Origin of the sequence: Fluviicoccus sp. (assembly GCF_030646115.1) — a bacterium.
Taxonomy (GTDB): domain Bacteria; phylum Pseudomonadota; class Gammaproteobacteria; order Pseudomonadales; family Moraxellaceae; genus Fluviicoccus.
On sequence record NZ_JAUSMX010000002.1, the window covers coordinates 480,900 to 503,629 of the forward strand.

The 22,730-nt window shown below is 53.8% G+C and carries 12 protein-coding genes; 4 read left to right on the forward strand and 8 right to left on the reverse strand.

From position 1 onward, the window contains the following. Positions 1 to 243 precede the first annotated feature (243 nt). Together Q7T36_RS02315 and Q7T36_RS02320 are read left to right on the forward strand one after the other, a co-directional pair. Positions 244 to 1,860 (forward strand): ricin-type beta-trefoil lectin domain protein, encoded by a 1,617-nt coding sequence (locus tag Q7T36_RS02315; RefSeq protein ID WP_304843552.1) that lies wholly within the window; start codon positions 244 to 246, stop codon positions 1,858 to 1,860. A gap of 112 nt (positions 1,861 to 1,972) precedes the next feature. Continuing rightward, positions 1,973 to 2,590 carry a Crp/Fnr family transcriptional regulator gene (locus Q7T36_RS02320; RefSeq protein WP_304843554.1) on the forward strand — a complete coding sequence of 206 codons (618 nt, stop codon included), beginning with the start codon at positions 1,973 to 1,975 and terminating at the stop codon, positions 2,588 to 2,590. Here the strand turns inward: Q7T36_RS02320 and Q7T36_RS02325 are convergent. From Q7T36_RS02325 to Q7T36_RS02350, 6 genes are all read right to left on the reverse strand, one after another. Continuing rightward, positions 2,529 to 3,401: an alpha/beta fold hydrolase gene (locus tag Q7T36_RS02325; RefSeq protein WP_304843557.1), complete on the reverse strand. Its 873-nt coding sequence runs from the start codon at positions 3,399 to 3,401 to the stop codon at positions 2,529 to 2,531. The two genes, Q7T36_RS02320 and Q7T36_RS02325, sit on opposite strands and share 62 nt — an antisense overlap. A 70-nt stretch (positions 3,402 to 3,471) precedes the next feature. Then, positions 3,472 to 4,164: a hypothetical protein gene (locus Q7T36_RS02330; protein ID WP_304843559.1), complete on the reverse strand. Its 693-nt coding sequence runs from the start codon at positions 4,162 to 4,164 to the stop codon at positions 3,472 to 3,474. A gap of 2 nt (positions 4,165 to 4,166) precedes the next feature. Continuing rightward, positions 4,167 to 6,803: an aminopeptidase N gene (gene pepN, locus Q7T36_RS02335; protein ID WP_304843561.1), complete on the reverse strand. Its 2,637-nt coding sequence runs from the start codon at positions 6,801 to 6,803 to the stop codon at positions 4,167 to 4,169. Continuing rightward, complete coding sequence (locus tag Q7T36_RS02340) at positions 6,796 to 7,626, reverse strand: DUF2797 domain-containing protein (protein ID WP_304843563.1); 831 nt, start codon at positions 7,624 to 7,626, stop codon at positions 6,796 to 6,798. The genes pepN and Q7T36_RS02340 overlap by 8 nt, the downstream gene beginning before the upstream one ends. Before the next feature lie 82 nt (positions 7,627 to 7,708). Next, complete coding sequence (locus Q7T36_RS02345) at positions 7,709 to 8,425, reverse strand: RNA methyltransferase (RefSeq protein ID WP_304843603.1); 717 nt, start codon at positions 8,423 to 8,425, stop codon at positions 7,709 to 7,711. Between the two features lie 2 nt (positions 8,426 to 8,427). Further along, positions 8,428 to 10,053: an NAD(P)/FAD-dependent oxidoreductase gene (locus Q7T36_RS02350; protein WP_304843565.1), complete on the reverse strand. Its 1,626-nt coding sequence runs from the start codon at positions 10,051 to 10,053 to the stop codon at positions 8,428 to 8,430. Between the two features lie 207 nt (positions 10,054 to 10,260). Between Q7T36_RS02350 and Q7T36_RS02355 the strand changes: the two genes are divergently transcribed. Beyond that, complete coding sequence (locus Q7T36_RS02355; RefSeq protein WP_304843567.1) at positions 10,261 to 11,433, forward strand: hypothetical protein; 1,173 nt, start codon at positions 10,261 to 10,263, stop codon at positions 11,431 to 11,433. A 64-nt stretch (positions 11,434 to 11,497) separates the two neighbouring features. Then, entirely contained in the window at positions 11,498 to 12,022 is a 525-nt protein-coding gene (locus tag Q7T36_RS02360) for a transposase (RefSeq protein ID WP_304843569.1), read from the forward strand. A 144-nt stretch (positions 12,023 to 12,166) separates the two neighbouring features. Here the strand turns inward: Q7T36_RS02360 and Q7T36_RS02365 are convergent, their stop codons facing one another. Both Q7T36_RS02365 and Q7T36_RS02370 read right to left on the reverse strand, forming a co-directional pair. Then, entirely contained in the window at positions 12,167 to 12,535 is a 369-nt protein-coding gene (locus tag Q7T36_RS02365; protein ID WP_304843571.1) for a hypothetical protein, read from the reverse strand. 12 nt (positions 12,536 to 12,547) lie between these two features. Then, entirely contained in the window at positions 12,548 to 22,525 is a 9,978-nt protein-coding gene (locus Q7T36_RS02370) for a hypothetical protein (RefSeq protein WP_304843573.1), read from the reverse strand. Positions 22,526 to 22,730 lie beyond the last annotated feature (205 nt).

Below are 22,730 nucleotides of genomic sequence, written 5' to 3' on the forward strand. Positions count from 1 at the left end.
GGGATTGTGACGGGTTCAAGATGCGGGAAAAGAGTTGTTACCTTGCTGGGGCTGCCAACGCTGGAGGCGGAGTCCGGTTTCTCCCCTTCATCCCGCAAACTTCTACGCCGTCTGTCGGTTGGCCGGAGATATCCCGTTTTCTGTCCGCCCGGGTTCTGTCTGTAATTTGAGCATGCCGTAATCTACGCCCCATACCGAATGTGAACTGACACCCATTTTCACCTGACGCTTGAGGGCTTCTTCATGACAACAAAAATCTGGCCGGCCGCACTGCTGGGACTGGGGCTGGCCAACGCCGCCATGGCCGACGCCATTACCGACTTCAACAACAGCTGGGTGGGCCAGGCGCTGTCCATGCAACGGGTGCTGGACCGCGCAGCGCCGATGAAGGACAACAATATTATCGGCACCCACAACAGCTATAACTCCGAAGTCTATCGCGACGCCGACAGCTATCTGGACCCGCAGCAGAAATTCTCCATCTACGACCAATTGCGCCTGGGCGCGCGGTTCATTGAACTGGATGCGCACTGGACGGCGCAGGCGCACGGCTGGCCTTGGCAATGGGGCAATGACCTGCTGCTGTGCCACTCCGGCATTGGCGCCAGCATGGGCAGCTGGCATCTGGGATGCAGCCTCACCGACCGTTTTGTGCGCGACGGCATGCAGGAAGTGCGCAACTGGCTGGACCGTCCGGAAAACGCCAACGAAGTCATCATCCTCTACGTGGAAGACCATACGGACGGCCATCATCAGGAATTGCTGAACATCCTTAACGACAAGCTGGGCGGCAAGATTTACGCCAGCGGCGGCTGCAAGGACATTCCCGATTCGCTGACCAAGCTGCAGGTCCGTCAGGCGGGCAAACAGGTGGTGCTGTGGAAGGATGGCGGCTGCTCGGGCAACAACGGCATGGCGGCGCTGGCGCATACCGGGCTGGGCAATATCGGCCGCATCTGGGAAGACGGCACCACCATCGGTTACATCAACGGCCTGTTCAACGGCGGCGTGGACCGCATCAGCGCCGCCGATGTCACCCAGGCCTTCAAGACCGGCGGCAACATCGTCAATCTGGACCAGTTCACCAACAGTGACGGACGTCTGGCCGCCGCTGTGTGGAGCTGGGACGTGGGCGAGCCCAACAACTACAACAACCAGGACTGCGCCGTGCAATGGGGCAACGGCCGCTGGGATGATGCCGCCTGTACCAACACCTATGCCTATGCCTGTCACCAGCCCGGCACCGGCAACTGGACCGTCACCCGCCAGACCGGCGCCTGGAACGGCGGCGCGGCGGCTTGTGCAGCCATCGGCAACAACTACATCTTCGATGTTCCCACCAACAGCCAGCACAATGAATTACTGAAAGCGGCCAAGGCCGGCGTCACCCACGTCTGGCTGAACCACAATGATATGGCCGTAGAAGGCAGCTGGATCATTCCCGGCACCGTTGCCCTGCCTACCACCCCGGTGTACAAGTCCTTGACCGATGGCCGCAGCGGCCTGTGCCTGGATGTCAGCGGCAGCAACACCGCCAACGGCACCAAGGTACAATTGTGGAGTTGCAACGGCACCAACGCGCAAAAATGGTGGTATGACGCCGCCAACGGCTACCTGCGCAGCGCGGTCGGCAGCAACAAGTGCCTGGACAATCGCGGCCAGGCCTTCAACGGCGGGGAGATCGTGATCTGGGATTGCGTGGACAGCAACAACCTGCGCTTTGACTGGGTGGGAAGCACGCTCCGCAACCGCCACGACAACAACATCGCAGTGGATGCCTTCGGTACAACCTCGGGGTCCAGAGTAGGACAATGGTCTTACCAGGGCGGGCCGAACCAGCAATGGAGTTGGGGTAACTGAGGTATTCCGTGCCCGGGTGACGCATTCCGCGAACAGTTCGTCACCCGGACGCATCATCTGCCATGCATGATCAGCGTACACTTCCCGGAACCAAGACTTTCCGGGAATCCTCATGACCAAGCCTGCCGCCGTCCCTGACTATGAACGTCTGGCGCTGCATGCCGCCCTGAACCGGATTTCGGTTTTGCCGGACGAAGACTTCCAGGCGCTGAAACCCCTGCATCGGCAATGCTGGCCCAAAGGCAGCCTTCCGCTCAAGGCCGGTGAGCTTGCGCATCAGGCAGCCTTCGTTCTGAGTGGCGCACTCCGGGAATATTACCTGCTGCAAGACGGCGCCGAACGCACCCGCTCCTTCAACCTGCCGGGCGACCTGGCCGGTTCCTTGTCCGACTTGCTGGGACAAACGCCTTCCCTCACCTGGGTGGCGGCGGAAACCGACAGTGTGCTGTTGGCCATTGACTGGAACGTGTACCAGCAGCTGGTCAATACCCGTCCGGCTTGGGCGCGTTTCTCCGGAAAATTGGCGGAATCCCTGTACTTGCGCAAGGTGGAACGGGAATATGAGCTGCTGGGCCTGAACGCTCTGGAACGCTACCGGCGCACCCTGCTGCGCTGGCCATCGCTGGAAAGCCGTTTCAGCCAGCGGGATATCGCCTCCTACATCGGCATTACACCGGTACACCTGAGCCGGTTGCGAGCGCTGATCCTGAAACAGTCGCACCCGGTGTAATTTCCCCGGATACAGGACGCCCGGCGCACTCGGCCAGAAACGGCTCCACTTGGGCAAGGAAGGCATCGGGCAGTTCGGCAAAGGGGGCATGCCCGCAGGCAAATTCCGCAAAACGGGCCAAGGGTAGACACTTCCGGGCGACACGGCCGTCGAGATAAGGTGAGATCACCGGGTCCATCCGGCCATAGGCCAGCATTACCGGCGACTGGATGCGATGCGCCTGCGGACGCAAATCGTAATCCGCCTCCAGAAAGCTTCGCCACACCGCGCGGTTTCTCAACAATGCTACCCCGCCTGACTGTTCACCGGCCGCCCGTTCCAGCATCTGCTCCACCACTGGCGTACGGCGGCGCAGATACAGACTGGCAAAGCGTCGCGGCGACAGCGCGAAACGACTGCCCTGCCAGCGGCAAAACCCGCGTGTAAAGAAATTATGCGGTGTAAATCCGCCCGGAGAGACCAGCACCAGGCCGCGCACCCGCTCCGGACATGAAATAGCCAACCGCGCTGCCACATTTCCGCCCAGTGAGTTACCGATGATCAACACCGGTTGCTGTCCCAAGGCGTCCAGCAGTTCCCGCAGCACCCGGTCATGCATAGCAAGGTCGACACTTTCCGGGGCAATATCCAGCGTGGAGCGGCCATAGCCCGGCCAATCCGGGGCAATGACATGGTAGTGCCTGGCCAAGGCGGGAATGACGGCGTCAAAGTCACGGCTGTCACCGGGATTGGCGCTGAGCAGCAACAGGGGAATACCCGCACCGGCTTCCTGATAGTGAATAAGCCCGGCGGAACTGGCGAGATAAGGCATGATGAATCTCCACGGCTACAGGATGTGAAGCCAGTATCCGTGAAGTTGCAGGGAGATGCGTTAACCTGGGTTAACGGGCTGCCGCCGTTTCAATCTTCTTCAACCGATACCAGTACTCCGGCCCGCTTCCCGTCTCCACCGCCCGCACTTCAAACAAACCGCAGCTGCGAATCAGGCTCAGCAGGCAGGGAGAACCATAAGCCTCCTCCAGCGCCGTCATTTCCACCGGCATGGCGCGGGTCAGGCGATGATCGACATCAAACACCGGTACCCATTTTTCATGGCCGGGCATCATCCGCGCATAATCATCCAGCACCTTGAGCAAAGCAGCATGCTCCTTCAGCATTTCACCGGCCGACATGCTGTCCAGTTTCCGGGTCCAGGCCGACATGGCTTCCTGCTGATCCTTCACCATACCCTCCAGGCATTCGATATCCGGCTGCAACACATCCATGCGTGCATCCAGAATCTGCCCGGCTCTCAGCAGGCTGTCGGCGGAAGACCAGTTGCAGTTCGCCAGAAACTGGTGGACCAGCTCATAGCGATCCTTCGCCAGGTCCAGCAGCACCCGTTTGCGCAGGGTGTCAAAACCCGAGGCCAGCTGGTGCGGCAGATAACTGCCGGGCAGGACGTGCTCATCATCCGGAAAATTGCCATAGGCCGCCAGAAAATTGATCATGGCTTCCACTTGCTGGTAAACCACCACATTCCGGCCAACTTTCCGTTGCACATCAGTGCGCAGGCTCTCCATATCGTTATCCATGTTCAGGAACCCAGCAATCGACCCAATGTCTCAGAAGTATCGTTGGAGAGTTGGCGCTGCGCCAGTCCTTCCAGTACAGCTTTTGCCTGCGCTTGTCGGACAGCTTCCAGACGCTTCCAGCGGCTGAAGGCCCCCAGCAGGCGGGAAGCGATCTGGGGATTGATGGCGTCCAGCTCGGCAATCTTTTCACCCAGCAGACGATAGCCTTCCCCGTCACGACGATGGAACTGTACCGGGTTGCCGTTGGCGAACTGGGCCAGCAGCGAACGCATGCGGTTGGGATTGGTCAGGGTAAAGGCGGCATGCGTGGCCAGCCGCTTCACTTCCTCCACCCCGCGCAAGGGATTGGTGGCCTGCACCGCAAACCAGCTGTCAATCACCAGCGCTTCCTTGGCAAAACGGCCAAAGAAGTCGGCCAGACAGACCGCCGCATGCGGCGCATCGAAATGCACCAGCGCCCGCAACGCCGACATGCGCTCGGTCATGTGCGGCGCCTTGCGGTAGTTGTCCGCCACGCGATCGCGCAACGCGGCGGAAGTGTCGCCCAGCAAGGCATAATGCAGGCAGACATCACGCCAGGTGCGCAAGGCAATGGCGTCGCTGTTGTACTGATAGGCCGTTTCCGGACTATGCAGGTATTGATCGCGGAAGAAAGCGGCCAGATGCCCGGCGATGGCCTTCTGCAAGCCCAGACGCACTTCATGGATGCGCTGCGGGTCAATCGGCATGACTTTATCGGCCAGATAGCTTTCGCCCGGCAGTTGCAGCAGCTTGGCGGCCAGTTCGGGGTCTTGGCTGACCAGCTCCGGCAACAGACCGGCCAGCGACACCAGCACTTCCTGCAGACCCGGCAGGCTGTCCGCCTCGCCGCGAATCACGGTCAGCATCATGCGTTCAAACAGGGTCTGCGCCGACAACCAGCGGTTGAAACCGTTGTTGTCATGACGCATCAGGAACAGCAATTCAGCATCGGATGCCGGGTAATCCAGTACTACCGGCGCGGAGAAATCACGCAGCAGCGACGGCACCGGCGCATCCGCGACATTCTGGAAAACCCAGGTTTCGTCGGCCTGAGCCATCACCAGCACCCGTTCGGTGAGGGTCGCCTCGCTTTCACCGGCCAGCGCCAGCGGCAAGGCCTCACCCTGCGGACTGAACAGGGACAGCTTCACCGGCACCGGCAGCAATTGCGGTTCCGGGAAACCCGCCTTGGCGGGCACGGACTGGCGCAGCGACAAGCTATAGGTCTGCGCCACGGCATCATGCACGCCGCTGACATGCAGCACCGGCGTGCCCGGCTGTCGGTACCATTGCATGAACGGCGTCAGGTCGCGGCCGGAAGCATCCGCCAGCGCCCGCACAAAATCCTCCACCGTCACGCCCTGGCCGTCATGGCGGTCAAAATAAAGGTCAGTGCCTTTGCGGAAATCCGCCTCGCCCAGCACGGTATGCAGCATGCGCACAATTTCCGCGCCTTTTTCGTACACCGTGGCGGTATAGAAGTTGTTGATCTCGATGAAAGATTCCGGACGCACCGGGTGCGCCAGCGGACCGGCATCTTCGGCAAACTGGGCATTGCGCAGCACGGCCACATCTTCAATGCGCTGCACGCTGGCAGACAATTGGTCGGCGGTGAACTGCTGGTCGCGGAATACCGTGAAGCCTTCTTTCAGGCTCAGTTGGAACCAGTCACGGCAGGTGACGCGGTTGCCGCTCCAGTTATGGAAGTATTCGTGCGCCACCACCGACTCCACGCGCTGGAAGCCCATGTCCGTGGTGGTGTCCGGGTGAGCCAGCACGCAGGAGGTGTTGAAGACGTTGAGGCCCTTGTTCTCCATCGCACCCATGTTGAAATGGCTGACGGCCACGATCATGAAGATATCCAGATCGTACTCGCGGCCGTAACGCTGCTCGTCCCAGCGCATTGAGGCCTTCAGGGATTCCATGGCGTGGCGGCACTGGCGCAGGTCGTGCTGTTCGGCAAACAGTTGCAGCGTCACGCGCCGACCGGAACGGGTGATGAAATGGTCTTCCAGACAGGCCAGATCCCCCGCCACCAGCGCAAACAGGTAGCTGGGCTTGGGGAACGGATCCTCCCAGGTGGCGTAATGACGGCCGTTACCGGCTTCACCACGCAGCGTGCAATTGCCGTTGGCCAACAGCACCGGGTAGCGTTTTTTATCGGCGGTGATGGTGGTGGTGAACAACGCCATGTTGTCCGGGCGGTCCACAAACCAGGTGATCTTGCGGAAACCCTCCGGCTCGCACTGGGTGCAGTACATGCCCTTGGAGAGGTACAGCCCTTCCAGCGCGGTGTTGTGCTCGGGGTCAATCTCCACCACCGATTGCAACCGGAACTCCCCGGCCTCGGGAACGGCGAGGATTTCAAGCTCCTCTCCCACCACGGCATATTGTCCGTCTGTCAGGGGTGTTCCGTTAATAGCCAGTGACTTCAGCGTCAGATCGACCCCGTGCAGGCGCAGCGGTGTTCCAACCGGCGTGCTGCCGGCGCGCTGGACGGTCATGTCCGCACTGACCCGGGTATAACCGTCATGGATATCCACCCGCAGGTCGATCCGGGAAATACGGTAAGCCGGCGCCTGATAATCCTTGAGGAAGACGGTGCGGGGATCAGTCATGGGGTTGTTCTCCGAATTCAATTTCGTAGCCGCCGTACTTGCGGATGTTGATGACGCCGGTATCCAGAATCAGGTATTGCCCCTTGATGCCCATTAGCTTGCCGCTGACGTCGGGGGCGTTGTCCAGGTTGAAGGCCTTGACCTTTACGGGGTACTGCTGCACCGGGTAGCAGAACTCGCGCTGCGGTTCTTCGGACAGCAGTTGCAATTCGCCGGGGTAACGGGCTTGCAGTTCGGCCAGCTCATCGGCACAGAGGATCAATAATTCGTCACGCAGCAACATCAGGTCCAGATCGGGCGCTTCTTCCTTCAGGAGGCGTTGCCAGGCGGTCTTGTCGCTGATGTGGTTGGCGAAGATGACTTCGGCCAGCCCGGCCTGCAAACGCGTCTTGACGGCCATGATCGGCAAGGCCTGACGTGCGCCCTGGTCCAGCCAGCGCGTGGGCACTTGCGTACCGCGGGTAATGCCCACTTTCAGCCCGGATGAATTGGCCAGATAGACTACGTGTGGCTGAAAGCAATGCGTCAGCGCCCATTCCGGTTCGCGGCAGGTGCCAAGGTGGAAGTGACAGGTTTCCGGCTTCATGATGCACATGTCGGCCGATGCCGAGTTACGGAAACACTTGTAGCAGAACCCCTGGCTGAAAGACTTGCTGGTCTTGGCGCCGCAGTTGAGACAGTAGATACGGCCTGTGTAATGCAAACGGACAGGCTGGCCGATGTAATCGTTGAGCGGTACGAGGAAATCACCCACCGGTAATTCATACGTAACAGGGCTGTCGTCGCGGGTGCGCATCTTTTTGAGGATGCCTTGGTAGTACATGGGACTGGGTTCTCGTAGCTTGGGCGGTTGTCGGGCTGAAGCCCGACCTACAGGGTGTCAGCAGTGTAATGGATTGCCGGAATTATCGCTTCAATTCATACACACACATATTCACCGCCGACGCCAGATTCAATGATTCAATGGCTCCACACCCGGCAATGGTGAACGGTTGCGCCTGCAAACGAAGCAGTTCCTCACGCGGAACGCCGCGCGCCTCATTGCCAAAGACATAACAGTCAAAATCCCGGAACGCGGCATCGCTCAACGGCCGCCCTTCCATGTCCAGACAGGCAATATTGGCATATCGCGCTGCCAAGGCAGACAGCGGCACCTCCAGCTCCATGGGTACATGGAAAATGGCCCCCATGCTGGCCCGCACCACCTTGGGATTATAGGGATCGACGCTACCCGAACTCAGCAGGCAGCGGAATCCGCCAAACCAGCCCAAGGTGCGCAAAATAGTGCCGAGATTGCCGGGGTCCTGCACTTCATGCAGGTAAATGGCGAGGCTTTGGTCGCCCTTGCCTGCCAGCGACGGCAATACCGGAACCACGGCGACAATGCCCTGCGGCGTCTTGGTGTCCGCCATCTGCGCCATCTGCCTGGCAGAAACCAGCGTGGTGCGAAAAGGTCCGTTCCAATTGGCGTATGCCTCGGTCACATACAGGTGTGAGGACTGCAAGGCCACGTTGTGTTCCGCCGCCTTTTCCAGCTCCAGCACCAGATGTTCGCCTTCCACCAGAAAATGGCCGAACTCCTCCCGGTACTTTTTCTGGTGCAGCTTCATGATGTCGTCCATCTTCACGACGGCAACCCCGCCTTGGCCACCATATCCAGCGCCACGGCTTCCGCCACCTTGATGCCATCCACCCCCGCCGACAGGATGCCGCCCGCATAACCCGCGCCTTCACCCGCCGGATACAAGCCCTGCGTATTCAGGCTTTGCAGGCTGTGATGGTCGCGGGTAATGCGTACCGGCGACGAAGTCCGGGTTTCAATGCCGGTCAGCACGGCATCGTCCCGGTCAAAGCCGCGAATCTGCTTGCCGAACTCCGGCAGCGCCTCGCGGATGGCCTCAATCACATACGTCGGCAACGACAGCGCCAGATCCCCCAGCTTGACGCCAGGCTTGTAGGACGGCTCCACCTCGCCCAATTTTTCCGAAGGCTTACCCTTGATGAAATCACCCACCAGCTGCCCCGGCGCGCAGTAATCGCTGCCGCCCAGTTCAAAGGCGCGGGACTCCAGTTGTTCCTGCAATTCCACACCTGCCAGCGGACCGCCGGGGAAATCCTGTTCCGGGCTGATGCCCACCACGATACCGGCATTGGCGTTGCGTTCGTTACGGGAATACTGGCTCATGCCGTTGGTCACCACACGCCCCGCTTCCGACGTTGCCGCCACCACGGTGCCGCCGGGGCACATGCAGAAACTGTACACCGCCCGGCCGTTTTTGGCGTGATGCACCAGCTTGTAGTCGGCTGCGCCCAGCGCCGGGTGACCGGCGTATTTGCCCAGACGGGCGTTATCAATCAGCGACTGCGGATGTTCGATGCGGAAGCCGACGGCAAAGGGTTTGGCTTCGATATGCACGCCGCGCCGATGCAGCATGCGGAAGGTATCGCGGGAACTGTGACCCAGCGCCAGCACCACATGGCGGCTGGCAATCACTTCACCGCTGTCCAGCACCACGCCTTCCACCTGTCCGTTATTAAGTTGCAGGTCAGTGACCCGGCTTTCAAAGCGCACTTCCCCGCCCAGCGTGCGGATTTCCTCACGCATGGCGGACACCACGCCGGTCAGTCGGAAGGTGCCGATGTGCGGCTTGCTGACGAACATGATTTCTTCCGGCGCACCGGCACGCACAAACTCGTGCATCACCTTGCGTCCGTAGAATTTGGGGTCCTTGATCTGGCTGTAGAGCTTGCCGTCCGAAAACAGCCCGGCGCCGCCTTCCCCGAACTGCACGTTGGATTCCGGGGTCAGGGTCTTGTTGCGCCACAGCGCCCAGGTGTCCTTGGTGCGCTGGCGCACTTCCTTGCCGCGTTCCAGCACAATGGGTTTGAAGCCCATTTGCGCCAGGGTCAGGGCCGCGAACAGGCCGCAGGGGCCGAAACCGATAATCACCGGCCGCTCCGTGAGTCCCTGGGGCGCTTGGGCGACGGTGTGGTAACGGGTGTCGGGCGCGGGACGGATATGCGGGTCGCTGGTGAAGCGTTGCAGCAGTTTGTCGATGTTGCGGGCGTTGAGGTCAATGATATAGACGAACTTGATTTCGCTGCCTTTTTTGCGGGCGTCATAGCTGCGCTTGAAGACGGTGAAATCGATGAGGTCGGCGTCTTTGATCTTGAGGCGTTCGACAATGGCGGCGCGCAGGGCTTCGGGGGTGTGGTCCAGCGGCAGGGCGAGTTCGGTGATGCGGATCATGGCGGGTTCCTGGCCGGTTTCTCCGGCAAAGGGGGTGTGCGTGGGATGGGGGATTGTACCCGGTGTGGGGCCGGCTGTCAGTTGGCGCGGGTTGGCGGCATCCGGTTATCCGTCCGGCAACTATCCTTTCGGCCATGGGAATGGCATCATTCCCAGCGCGCCGCCACCCGGCCTCTTTCTATTCAACCCTTGCATGTGAGACATCTCATGGCCTCCGCTTTTCCTGCTTCACCCGACCGCAGCCGCCTGGATCGTTTGCTGGGTTATCTGGATGCAGACCCCGCCAACCCGGCCTTGTTGACGGATGCCTTGCAGGAGGCCATTGCCGCTGAAAATCTGGATGCCGGTGACCGGATTCTGTCGCTGGCGGCGCGGGCGAATGTCACCTCGACGGGCTTTCAGGCGCATGCGCTGCATTTTTGTCTGTTGAAGACGGATTATGAGGCGGCGGCGGCCTATGGTGACAGCGCCCTGGCGCAGGGGCTGCATCATCCGGCGGTGGTGTTCAATACGGGGTTTGCCCGTTTCTATCTGCAACGTTTTGCCGACTGTGCGGCGCTGATGCTTCCTTATTGTGCGGCCAACCCCGCCCATGCGGCGGCGGCGGTGATTGCGGCGCGGGCACTGCACCATCTGGACCGGGAAGAGGAGGCCTTGCCGTTGTTGGAGCAGGCGTTGGCGGCAGAGCCGGAGCTGCCGGAGGCGCTGGGTGTGAAGGCGCTGTTGCTGTATGAGCTGGACCGCAATGCGGAGGCGCTGGTTTGTGCGGATATGGCCTTGGCGGGAGATGCTGATCAGCTGGATGCTTTGCTGGCCAAGGGGGAAGTGTTGCTGGAGCAGGACCAGCCGGATTATGCGGCGATGATTCTGCAGCATTTGGTGGACAAGCACCCGACTTGCGGGCGCGGCTGGTCCGATTTGGCGCAATGCGCGTTTTTGGCGATGGATTTGCCGGAGGTGGAGCGATGTGTGCGGCATGGGGTTGAGTTTATGCCGGAGCATATTGGTTCCTGGCATTTGCTGGCCTGGGTGCATATTTTGAAGGGTGAGACGGGCCAGGCGCGTGAGGTGTTGCAGCGGTCTTATGCGCTGGACCGGAATTTTGCGGAAACCCATGGCGGGCTGGCGGTGGTGGATGCCATGGAGGGTTTGACGGCGGAGGCGGAGTTGGGCATCCGGCGGGCGTTGAAGCTGGATGCGGGGTGTATGTCGGCACAGTTTGCGCGGTTGCTGTTGTTGAAACAGGGTGGGGATGCGGTGGGGGCGGAGGCGTTGGTGAAGGAGGTGTTGGAGCAGCCGTTTGGGGAGTCTGGGGAGACTTTGTTTGATTTGGTGGTGAAGCAGGCGCGGCTGATGTCGGAGGGGAAGACGAGGCATTGAGGGCCGGAAATACAACCGTAGGTTGGGCTGAGTCACGAAGCCCAACATTTTCAGGGACGACATCATGCATTATCGCCGAGCCCGCGCTGCGGGCGGTTCTTTTTTCTTTACGGTGAATCTGGCAGACCGCCGGCAGGATTATCTAATCCGGTATGTTCAGGATTTACGGGAAGTCTTCCGGAAGACCCGGGATAAATATCCGTTTCATATTGAGGCGATGGTAGTTTTGCCGGATCATTTGCATGCGATCTGGCGTTTGCCGGAGGGGGAAGCGGTTTATGCGGGCCGTTGGTCGTTAATCAAGTCGCGGTTTTCGCGGGCCGTTCCGGCGGGGGAATGGGTGAGTGATAGCCGGTTGGCCAAGCGTGAGCGGGGAATATGGCAGCGGCGGTATTGGGAACACCAGATTCGAGATGCGGAAGATTGGCGACGGCATGTGGATTATATTCATTTTAATCCGGTGAGGCATGGGTATGTGCGGCGGGTGGCGGATTGGCCGTTTTCGTCGTTTCACCGGTTTGTGCGTGAGGGTGTGTTGCCAGGGGATTGGGGTGGGTGCGAGGGGAATGAGGTTGACTCCGCAGGCTAGCCAACCGGCACCCCGTAGCTTGGGCTACGGCGCGAAGCCCAACGTTTTCAGGGGGTTAAGTTGCCATCAACACCATGACGAAGGGGGTGTGTTGTGGGCTTTGCAGTCCAACCTACATCCCAATTCCTTGTTTGCAACATCAAATCAAAGCCGCAATTTTTCATCGCTAACGATGGACAATCTAATATTTTCCTCTTTCAATTCTGGAATATATTTCGTAAGCGGCGGCGCGTTATCCTCATCACTGCCCACCTGAATACAAAACTCATCTCCAGAGAGATAAACTCCAGAGTCATAAAGCTCATCCTCACTTAGCAAAAATACTTTTTCCTTTCCATGAAAATCATAAAACCTTTCAATAAGCAATTCTAACATTTGACTTGTGAGCAGAAATCTCTCTGCCCCAATCCACACAATAGGCCCTTCATACTTCCTATCATCTCCTTTTATACTACAACCAAGGCCAATACACTCATTGGCCTCCTTGGCAAACAGATAGTAATAAACACTCATATCCAACTCTCCTTACTTGGGGTTATAGATCGGTTGTCTGGGAAGAAGGTTGACCCCCTTCTCATCGTGAATCACGATCTCAGTTTTTCGATAGAGGTCAAGCTTGGCAATGTTTTCTGGCGTCGGATTGTTATATAAATCCTTACGGTAGCCCCAGAATCTTGACATCCACTTACTAACATCCACTCCTTCAGGAACTTGTACAAAAACCAGATTCCCTTGTGCTTGTCTCTGGGCAGCATGACTCAGCTCGTCTTTAAACGAACCAAAAGAGGTGGTGGACTTATTCTCAATTTTAAAGACTGCTCCACCGGGTCCATCAAAGACCAAGTCGGCACCTGCTCCTCCCGGACCAGCAACTTTTCGTGGGGTGTAGCCATCAGGGGCATACTCGTAAAGCATCTTGCGAGCATTCACCTCAGTTAAAGGGAACTTCTTATTGCTATCAGCAATCAATTCACCAATTAACGAGTCTCTGTTTCCCGTCGACCCCATAGTCCGCAGTTTAATATTTGCTGAATCAACCTTCACCATGTCCTGCTTATAACTGACTTTAGCCGTTGGCCTGACTACCTCACTAATTAACCGTTGCTCCACTTTAGTTGGCGCGTAACGATTCGATTTTAAACTGCGCCCTACAACCATGTTTGTCAGTGCTTCACCTGTTTGAAAGGCGCCTTCCAATTGATCAGGCGTGACATTCGGGTCATTTAAAGCCAAACCAACCGTTGCCATAGTAAAAACTGATGATGTGGCGGCATCTGTTTTTATTTCTGCCTTCGCCTTCTCCGCAATTATGGCTCTCATTCTGGCTTTATATGCACTATCTGTTGGCCGCAATTCGGGCAACTTTTTCCCTGTGCGCGGGTCATATCCAACAGGATACGGCATTGTCATGCCATTGCGCTCGGAGTAGCCCTGAGATAACTCAATATCAATTTCAGTTTCCAGGATTGTTTTAGCTTTACCCCCCAGCCCGCCAAGATCGGCATGATAAGACGGATGGTTAAACGTAGCCGGCATGCTGCTATCAATCAACGAATCAATGAAAGACGTGGTTTCCGCAGCCTGCCACAACGGGTTTTTATACGGCATGGGTTCGGTAAAATTCAGTTCATCGATCGGTGCTATCCCTAAATCTGATAACGTTATCTCAGGCAACTCGATATTCACTTTCGTCTGCTTCGGCTTCAAACTCTCCGAATTAATGGGGTCAGTTCCCTTTATAGCTGCACGTAAGTAGTCTACACCTTTCTTTGACCAATCCTCAATTGCACCCCGAGTCTTGCTAGCCCAGTCATCATTCTGATGTCGTAGCCCAAACTGCTTGCCCAAGGAAGAACCCAACGTTGAATACGCCACGTCACTATACGAAGGCCGGTCACCACCAAACCACTTATCATTCAACCTGGCAGATGCCAAAGCTGAAACTTGATCTCGGGCGGAAATCCGAATTACATCATTAAAATCTCCCGCCACGCTGGAATGCCCTGCACTCACCAACGAACCTAACCCAGACCCCACTACGGAAGACGCAACACCAGACCAACTGAAGTGCGTATCGATATTCATCGATTTATTGGCTAAATAGTCGGCAGCGTAACTTGTGGCCCCATTAACCAATGCTGACTTAGCCAAAGTCGCGACATCTGACAAGCTTCGCATGCCATTATTAGCAATTGAATTAGCCGCATTCGACAAATCATTAATTGACTTGAATTGGCCTAGGAATTGACCTACACCAAATGAAACAATAGCAGAGACAAATGACTTACCCACTTGCTTCCAACTGAATTCATGAGTGACTCCTAACACACGTGCAGTCAGTTGCGATGCTATATTTCCAATAATTGAACCAGCTATTGGTCCAAAAATAAACATTGCCGCGACACTGACCAACGCAATCAGGACCTTTTTCCACCACTTAACCTTCTTCGGCTTGGGAGGAGGCGGCGCCTTAGGCTGAGGAGTTGTATCCCCCATAATTTTACCGGGGTCGTACACACCGAACACAGTAGAATCATTATGGATATTGGTTACCCGGTTAGGGATATCAATAACCCGGCCAACCAGCGCACTCAAGTTATCTGTCAGATTCAAGCCATTGGCATCGGCAATCAGATAACCAAGATTGGAGTCACCCCAGACAGATTGGGCAATACTTGCAAACGTATCTCCAGAATTAATGTTATAGGATGAAGGCGTGCGGGAAGGGTAGCTATCTGAAACCGAGGTAAACTCCGTTCCAAACTCAGTCCCGGAAATAGTTCCGATATTAGCAATTGGATTGCCATTGAAATAAAAATAGGTTTGACCTGCCGTTAACTGCCCAGCCGTATTATAATCACCCCTAAAGTACATTTTTCCATCAGCGTTACTGGTAAACCGCCGGTCATATACCTGACCACCAGCACCCTTAACTTGGGTAAGATCACCACGATCAGAATGATAGAAGTCACTGCCACCTGGCGTGTAACCTGCCCCGGTATATGTCACACCAATGTAGTCATCCTTGGAAGAGCCATTTACCCAAGCATAATACTTTGTATACTTGGCCGTAGAGGCAATACTTAAACTTCCCGGTGAAACGCGATTCCGAATTTCATACTCAATCTGCAAACCATCACGATCAATTCGGTCGCGAGTAGGCACAGGATCATCTGCAAATAACTTATATTTACCTCCATACAGGTTATCCTGAGTCACCTGCATTGACGCATTCGAAGTAGTTTGAAGATATAACTTTCCATCGCCCCGATAATAAAAAGACTGCACATCAACCAGTGCACCGGATGATTCATTATAATTCAGCTGCTGAGTAACCCCCAATAAGGAAGGCGTGAATCGTGTTGTTGTAACATATGTACCAAGCCCCCCAGTGTAAAGATTATAGTATCCTGAATAATAGGGCGTGGACGAATCGCGAAGCTCACCATTCAGACGGCCCCGCACATTAATCCGACTATCAATCTGCAGCAACTCACCGTTAGTCTGGTAAGTAAACCGCTTCTGCTGATATTGATCGCCAAAAAAAAGACTTGCCTTGAAGCTTTCCTCGGTCGCTCTTCTGCCAGCTGAATCATAGGTTATGGACAAGCCTTTACTCTTTCCGGCGTATAACCCCATGACAATTTCATGATTAGCATTGAGAAATCCTTCAGCAATCGTCATTCGGCCTTCGGCATCATACTTGTACCAGTTTTCTTCGACACCGGACGAAGCTGTCGCCTTCAATGAAACCTTTCGCCGGTTTCCAAATGCATCATAGGCAATATTCAATGAATAAAGCTCTGACGTATTGGCAATGGAAGCAGTGATGGTTGTCACATCCCCCCATTTAAACGAAGACGTTCTGGTAGAGTTATTGACTGCCACGGTACCTGCAGGAGCCCACATCCTGGAAAGCCGCCCCAAGCTGTCATACATATAATTGACTTTTTGCGAACCTGAAAAAGCAGCTCCATTAACAAGGACTGAATAACCATTTTCTTCCTGCATTTTCTGGCTGCGAACATTGTACTGATAAGAGCTCCAGTTATGCTCACCGGCAACTTTTGAAAGCAAGCCATTATCCAGATATGTGTAGGCCTTAGCACTTCTCCAATTATTCGGATATGAAGGATATGTCACCGAAGTTTCACCTCCCTCCATGGACAATTGACCAAAACGGTCATAAGCAAAAGCACAACACACATCCCCATCAATAGTCATGACTACGCGGCCATATGAATCATATGCCCAATACCGGCGACTATATAAAGACATAAACGGCATAGTTTCAGCAATTTTACGATTATTTACATCGTAAATAAACCGCTTGCTTACGCCAGATTCATCATGTGTGAGTACAACATTTCCTCTCTCATCATACTCAAAATACTCAACGTTCCCTGCGTCGCCGGAAAGCACCAAGTTGACATCATCATATATCAGTGTTTCAGCAACTTCCTCCCCACCACCGCGAATTTTTGCATATTGACGGCCAGCATAATCATATTTATAGGAGTCTTCAATCACGGCTATATTAATATTATTAATATAGCCGTGACTCACCAACCTGTCCATGCTGTCATAGTACATGAACGACAAGTTACCCGCCCCGTTTACTTTGGTAATTTGATTACCAAATGCATCGTATTGATAACTGTTTTTTGAAGATGAACCCACTCCTGCAAAATTTGCATCAAAGTCATCTTTTAACAGGTTTGTACCAGCATAGTAATTCCGGCTCTTGAATCTTACCGCTACCGCAGCAACGGTTATTCCTTGCGAATCAAAATACTGCCCCCTAGTATCAGACTCAGCAATGACATTATCCATTGAATCATAAGAGTATTCCTTGATCATATTGGCAAGGGCTTCTCCTCCATGCTCATCGGTAATGACAGATGCCGGGCTTTCTACACGAATAACCCGATTAAACATATCATACTGGTACTGAACAACTGTCCCATTGTCATTCATCTCAGTTGCATTACCCCAACGGTCATAGATTTTATATGAAACAGGGTACACTGTTGTTCCAACATAGTCCTTAAATGAGGGAAGTTGCTGAGCTGTCTCCCGTCCAAGCAAATCGAATAGACGAAGCGTGACTCGCTCGATTCTTGGTGCATTGGCATTTGCAGCATCACTCACCGCAAAAAGGCTTTGATTACCTGCAAGATATGTATAACCAATATCATGATTACGGTTATACTGATCTGTATCCGCTCCCTTCTTGGTTTGGCGCGTACCATTGCCTAAATGATCATACTCAAACGTGCTTAGACCTTCGCCATCAACGGTAGATTTGACATGTCCCAACTGATCATAATCATATACAATCTGAGTTTCCCCATTTAATGCCCTGGAAGACACTTCGCCAAAGGCATTATACATGGCTGATTGCTCTGTCCTCCCATAACCCGTATTAACTAAAGCCAGTAACGAATCATTACCATATGCAACCGCACCATCCACTCCGGTTGACTTCTGGCGATTCAGCTTGTCATAGGCATATGAAGTCTGAATCGAATAATCGTATTGCTTCGCAACCCCTTCAACCAGCCATGCAGTGAATACAGCCTTAACCTTCTGAGTGTCACAAATAATATTACCGGAAGCATCAATCTGGTAATTATTAACACCATAGCTGGAACGCAGAGCATTGAAGTTAACATCTGTGTCCTTGACATCAGGGTTAATCATTGCAATCAGATTACCTGAAGCGTCATAAACATTTCTGGTAATCCGGCTGCCACCTATCTGGATGCCACCATTAGCATCCACACCCGCTGAAACAGTTTCCTTGACAACCTCGCCATGGGCATTAAGAATATAGTTCTTCTCTGGCGAAGCTTTGATCATCGCCATATTGGCTCTTAAAGCTCCCAACCCCGCAGCTTCCCGTTCAGGATCAATAACTTTAATCACTCTACCTGCATTGTCATATACAGTCTGTGTGATATTTCCAGCCTTATCAGTCACTGACCGCACTAAACCGGCCTCATCATACTCTGTTGCCGAAACTTGTTGGGCGGCACTCCCAACAATATACCCTTTAGTCTCAACATAGGTGCGAACCAAACGACCCATAACATCGTATTGAAAATACGTATATCTGTTCTGCGGATTCAAATACGCAGATTCTTGAAGCTCAGCCTTGGCACTCACACCAGAGAATGTTAGCTGGTCAACATTTGTACCAAATTGCCCTGCATATTCTCGTTGCGAAACTACGTGATCCAAAACATCATAAGTATAGGATGTATAATATGCTAGCGGGTCAATTACCCCAATCCGCCTGCCTTTGGCATCATAGAACGATCGCGTAATACTGGCTGGCAGGCTTGTCACCATGTTCCCGGCCAAATCCCAAGCCTCACGGCTTTCTCGGACCACATTTCCCATTGAGTCATATTCAAAGCGTGTTGCAGGTGTAGCCACAACACTGCCACTCGGAGTGGTGTATAAATTTATCGCATCCTGCCATATGCCAATCTTCCTACCTAATTCGTCATAGCGTGAGAATATAGTCCGATCCCTGACAGCATCCTTTACTATCTCATCATCAACCAATACCCCATCTTGGGCAATATCGGCAACATTTGCCAATGCCGAAGCATAACGCTTTTGGCTTACTTGGTTGCCGTAACAATCATAATCGTAACCAGTCACGTAACCCAAAGCATCAATTTCACTCCGCAATTGATCACGAGCGTCATAAAATCTAAAACTGTCTGCATAATCATCGGCATAAACACCCGTGTTATTGATCCGAACACGCGTTTGACTCAAACGGCCAAATCCATCATAGTAATTACGTGTCGATACCAGAAACCCACCTGTTGGGTCACTTGGGGCCACTCCCCCTAACCTTGCTGTCAACTCCGATTCAGAAAGCTCCAAAGCATTGAAACGCCGGTTAAGTGTGTCATAATAACCAGGCGAAATAATCAAAACTTGCCGATTCAGGCTGTCATAACCATAACGTGTTGTCCTTACCTGGTTAAACTCATCATTTCCATTTGAAACTCTGGGCTGGGTACCTTTACGAACAATTCCTTCCTGTCTGGACACCACATTCCCAAAGGAGTCGTAATAATTACGATTCACAACAAAGCCCGTCACTGGCACGCTGCTGTAATCAGCCTGTACGGTCAGCGCCGGGGTCACTTCTTCAACAAGTCGGTTTAGTGAGTCATACAGATAATTCCATTCCTCACCCTTCTTATCTGTCTTTTTAGTCCTGTTCCCAAAGGCGTCATATATGTACGACTCTGTAAACCCAAGAGAATCTGTTGTGCTTTGCAGTCTCCCCCCGTTGTCATAACTATATTTTTCAAGAGTGGCAATCTGAGGGGCACTCGTTACAATTGAACTTAAATACAGATTACCCCAATCTGTAGTTGTGCTTGGATATTCATACGAGAATGCACCAAGGGCGATGTCATTCTCCAGTACGCCTGCTTCGAAGTCACTGTATCCGGTTGTCGGTGGCTGACCTTTCTCGTACCATGACAACGCTGTTCCTGTCGCAGTAACCTCCATTTCAAGAATATATGTTGCCATACTTGTAATCGATCCACGTGGATCAAATACCGGTGCGATATTATCAGAATTATTGACATCAAAAACAAAACGAAAGCTGCCATTTTTGATATCAACACCATGCCTCCTGGAGCCACTCTGAAACCATAACTGATAATAGCCCGTGGTATCCGAACGAACCTCCATTCTTATTTTTTGACCTGCCCTGGCTGCAACCGGCATTCGATCAACAACAAATCCAAATGGAATATCAAAGCCCAAACCAGGCAAGCCTAAGGACTGCATTTGAATCTGACCAGGCTGAGTGGACATCGCCAATATTAAAGAAGACAAACCCTCTTCATTAACCCACCGTGGTTGAGCCAAAGCATCTAAAACTGCAGACTCGGTTAATTCTGAGGTTTCACTCAGGCATCGGTCATAATTTCTTTTTTCAATAACGCGGCCAAAGTTGTCATAAATATTTTCGCTAATATACCCAAGCGCATCAAGGGTATATCTAACTCGTCCAAGGGCATCATAAACTGCTCTCGACTGCCTTACAAATACGGCCCCCGTCAGAACAGACATCATTCCTGACTCTGACAAGCTTAACCCGGTTACAGCGGTTGTATAACGTCGTTGCTCAACAACATTACCGTTCGCATCGTAACGTAATTCACTAACATATCGCCCGGTGAGTCCGGTCACTGTGGGATCAACAGTAAAGAGTAACCTTCCCATCTTGTCATTAACAAAATCAGTCCGAATCAATTTACTTGCCAATCGACTACTCGACCAAGTCATTAATGCTTGCTCAGAATAATCCGCAACATCATATTTCTCGCTGTAACGAATCGACGCCGTCTTTGCACCATTTGCAGCGTATTGACTTTCAGTTACATAGCCTAATTCATCCTGACTGAATCTAAGCCGCCCCAATTTATCATTAACAAACATGACCGTTTGCACGCCAACCGAATTTATTGCCGCTACTGAAGCAGCTAATAAAGACTGCCTTCCAGTTTCCGTCATTATTCCCTCAATTGAATCGACGGCAACTGCACTTTTGCGCTTTTCAGTAATATGACCATATCCATCAAATCGTGTTTCAGTGACAAAACCCAGCGCATCAATCTGGATTACTTCCTGGTTTAGTCCATTATACAAATGAGTTGTTGCCTGTTTTTCTCCCAAGGCCATTGACGAAATGGTACTATAGTCCAAACTCTGGGGCGAACCTGTCATCAAGTTGGCGTATCGGCTTTCCTGAATGACCCGGCCAAATGAGTCATATTGCTTTTCAGTCACATAGCCCAGTGCATCCACGGTGTAACGCAACTGGTTGTTCGCGTCGTATACATAGCGTGTCACCTGCGCATCCGTCGCCCCCAATGAAACCGGGTTTGACAGCCAAGTTGTCAGGTTTGATGGTTTCACTGCATATCGGATCTCCGCCGTCACCCGACCCAGGCCATCATACTGGCGCTCTGATATGTATCCCTCTGCATCCACCGTAAAAATCTGACGACCTTCTGCGTCGTAAACATAACGTGTCTGCTGGGCGATCACATCCGGCTGTGCCCCCCGCTTGGAAATCATCACATTATCCAGTGACAACTCACCGCTGGCGCCGTGACCCGTCTTGGTGAACACCCTCATTTGTGCCGTATTCCATCCCGTTGCATTCAGTCGATGCTTCCAACCTGTGCTCCGGTCCCCTCCCTTTACATATACATAGGCACTGGTTCCACCGCTGTCAGTCTCAATTTCCACCACATAAGTGGTATTCGCCTGCAACTGCCCCAATTCCCCCCCGGCATACACACCATTAGTCCCGTTTGAGACAATTATCGCTTTGCCGTTCTCAAACTCAATGCTGTGCTTGCGGTATCCTGTTCCGCTCTGTGCGTTCCGAATGCTGAAGCCAGTATATATGCCTGCCAGGCTGGAGCCGGTGGTCAGTTCGGCCCGGTAAACCTTGCCAGCCTCATAAGTAATGGCGTCCGACTGCTCGTAAAACACCGGAGGCCAATCCAACGCCCCGGCCGCCTGGGGCCGAACAGCCAATTGTTCGTTCGCAATGCTACCTAAAGCGGCATTACCCGTCAGAATCATGCCGGAAGGCACTGGATCACTGAAATTCACATTCAGATTGCTGTGAACCGCCAGATCAACATCTGCTTCCGTGACCACCGCATCAACATTGATTGCCTTGGCATGCTTCAGCGTTGCGCTGACCCGGCCCAAGCTGTCATAGCGCTGCTCCGTCACATACCCCAAGGCGTCCACGGTGAACCGCAATTGGTTGTCAACGTCATATGCATAGCGGGTGACCTGTGCCCCAGTCACATCCAGTGACCCTGGATTGGCCAGCCAAGTTGTCAAGTCCCCTGGTTTTTCCGCATAGCGGATTTCTTTCACCACCCGGCCCAGACCGTCGTATTTACGCTCCGTCACATACCCCAAGGCATCCACGGTAAAGCGCAACTGATTATTGGCGTTGTAGACATAACGGGTTCGCTGGGCGTCCGTTTCCGGATTCTTTGACGGCTGGGATACACTGATGTTGTCTATGTAAATGGCTGCACCCGACGTCACAGCAGGTCCGGTGTACGTCTGGACAAAGCCCTTGATGTTAGCCCACGCCCCCCCGGACAGTTGATGCTTCAAACCGCTGTCGCGGCTGCCGCCCTTTTCATAAACATATATCGTGGTCCCTGTGGCCTCCGTCACGTATTCGACCACATAGGTCGCATTCGTCTTCAGCGCCCCCGTCAGCGGGGTTACGCTCTGGCCATTTACGCCTTCTATCTTGATTCCGGTAGCACTGAAGCCAACCAAGTGTTTACGATAACTTGTACCTGCCGCCACGGAATACGTCAGCCCGTTGTCAATACTGACCCAGACCGAACTGCCGGACAGGCTGCTGCCGGTTGAAACTTCCGTCCGGTAAACCGTACCCGTTTGATTGACCAACAGACTTCCACTCAGTACGGCAGGCCAATCGTTCGCCGAACTTGAATTCCCCGTTTTAATGCTAAGTTGATCTTGCGTCAGTGTCGCTGAGGTGACCGACGGATTATGCGTCCACGTCGATGGCAGAGCCCCTCCGGTAAAGTCTACAACCTGGATGGCGTTCAGCTTTATCGCGAAATCGGATTCGTTAGAAACATCTGCAAAA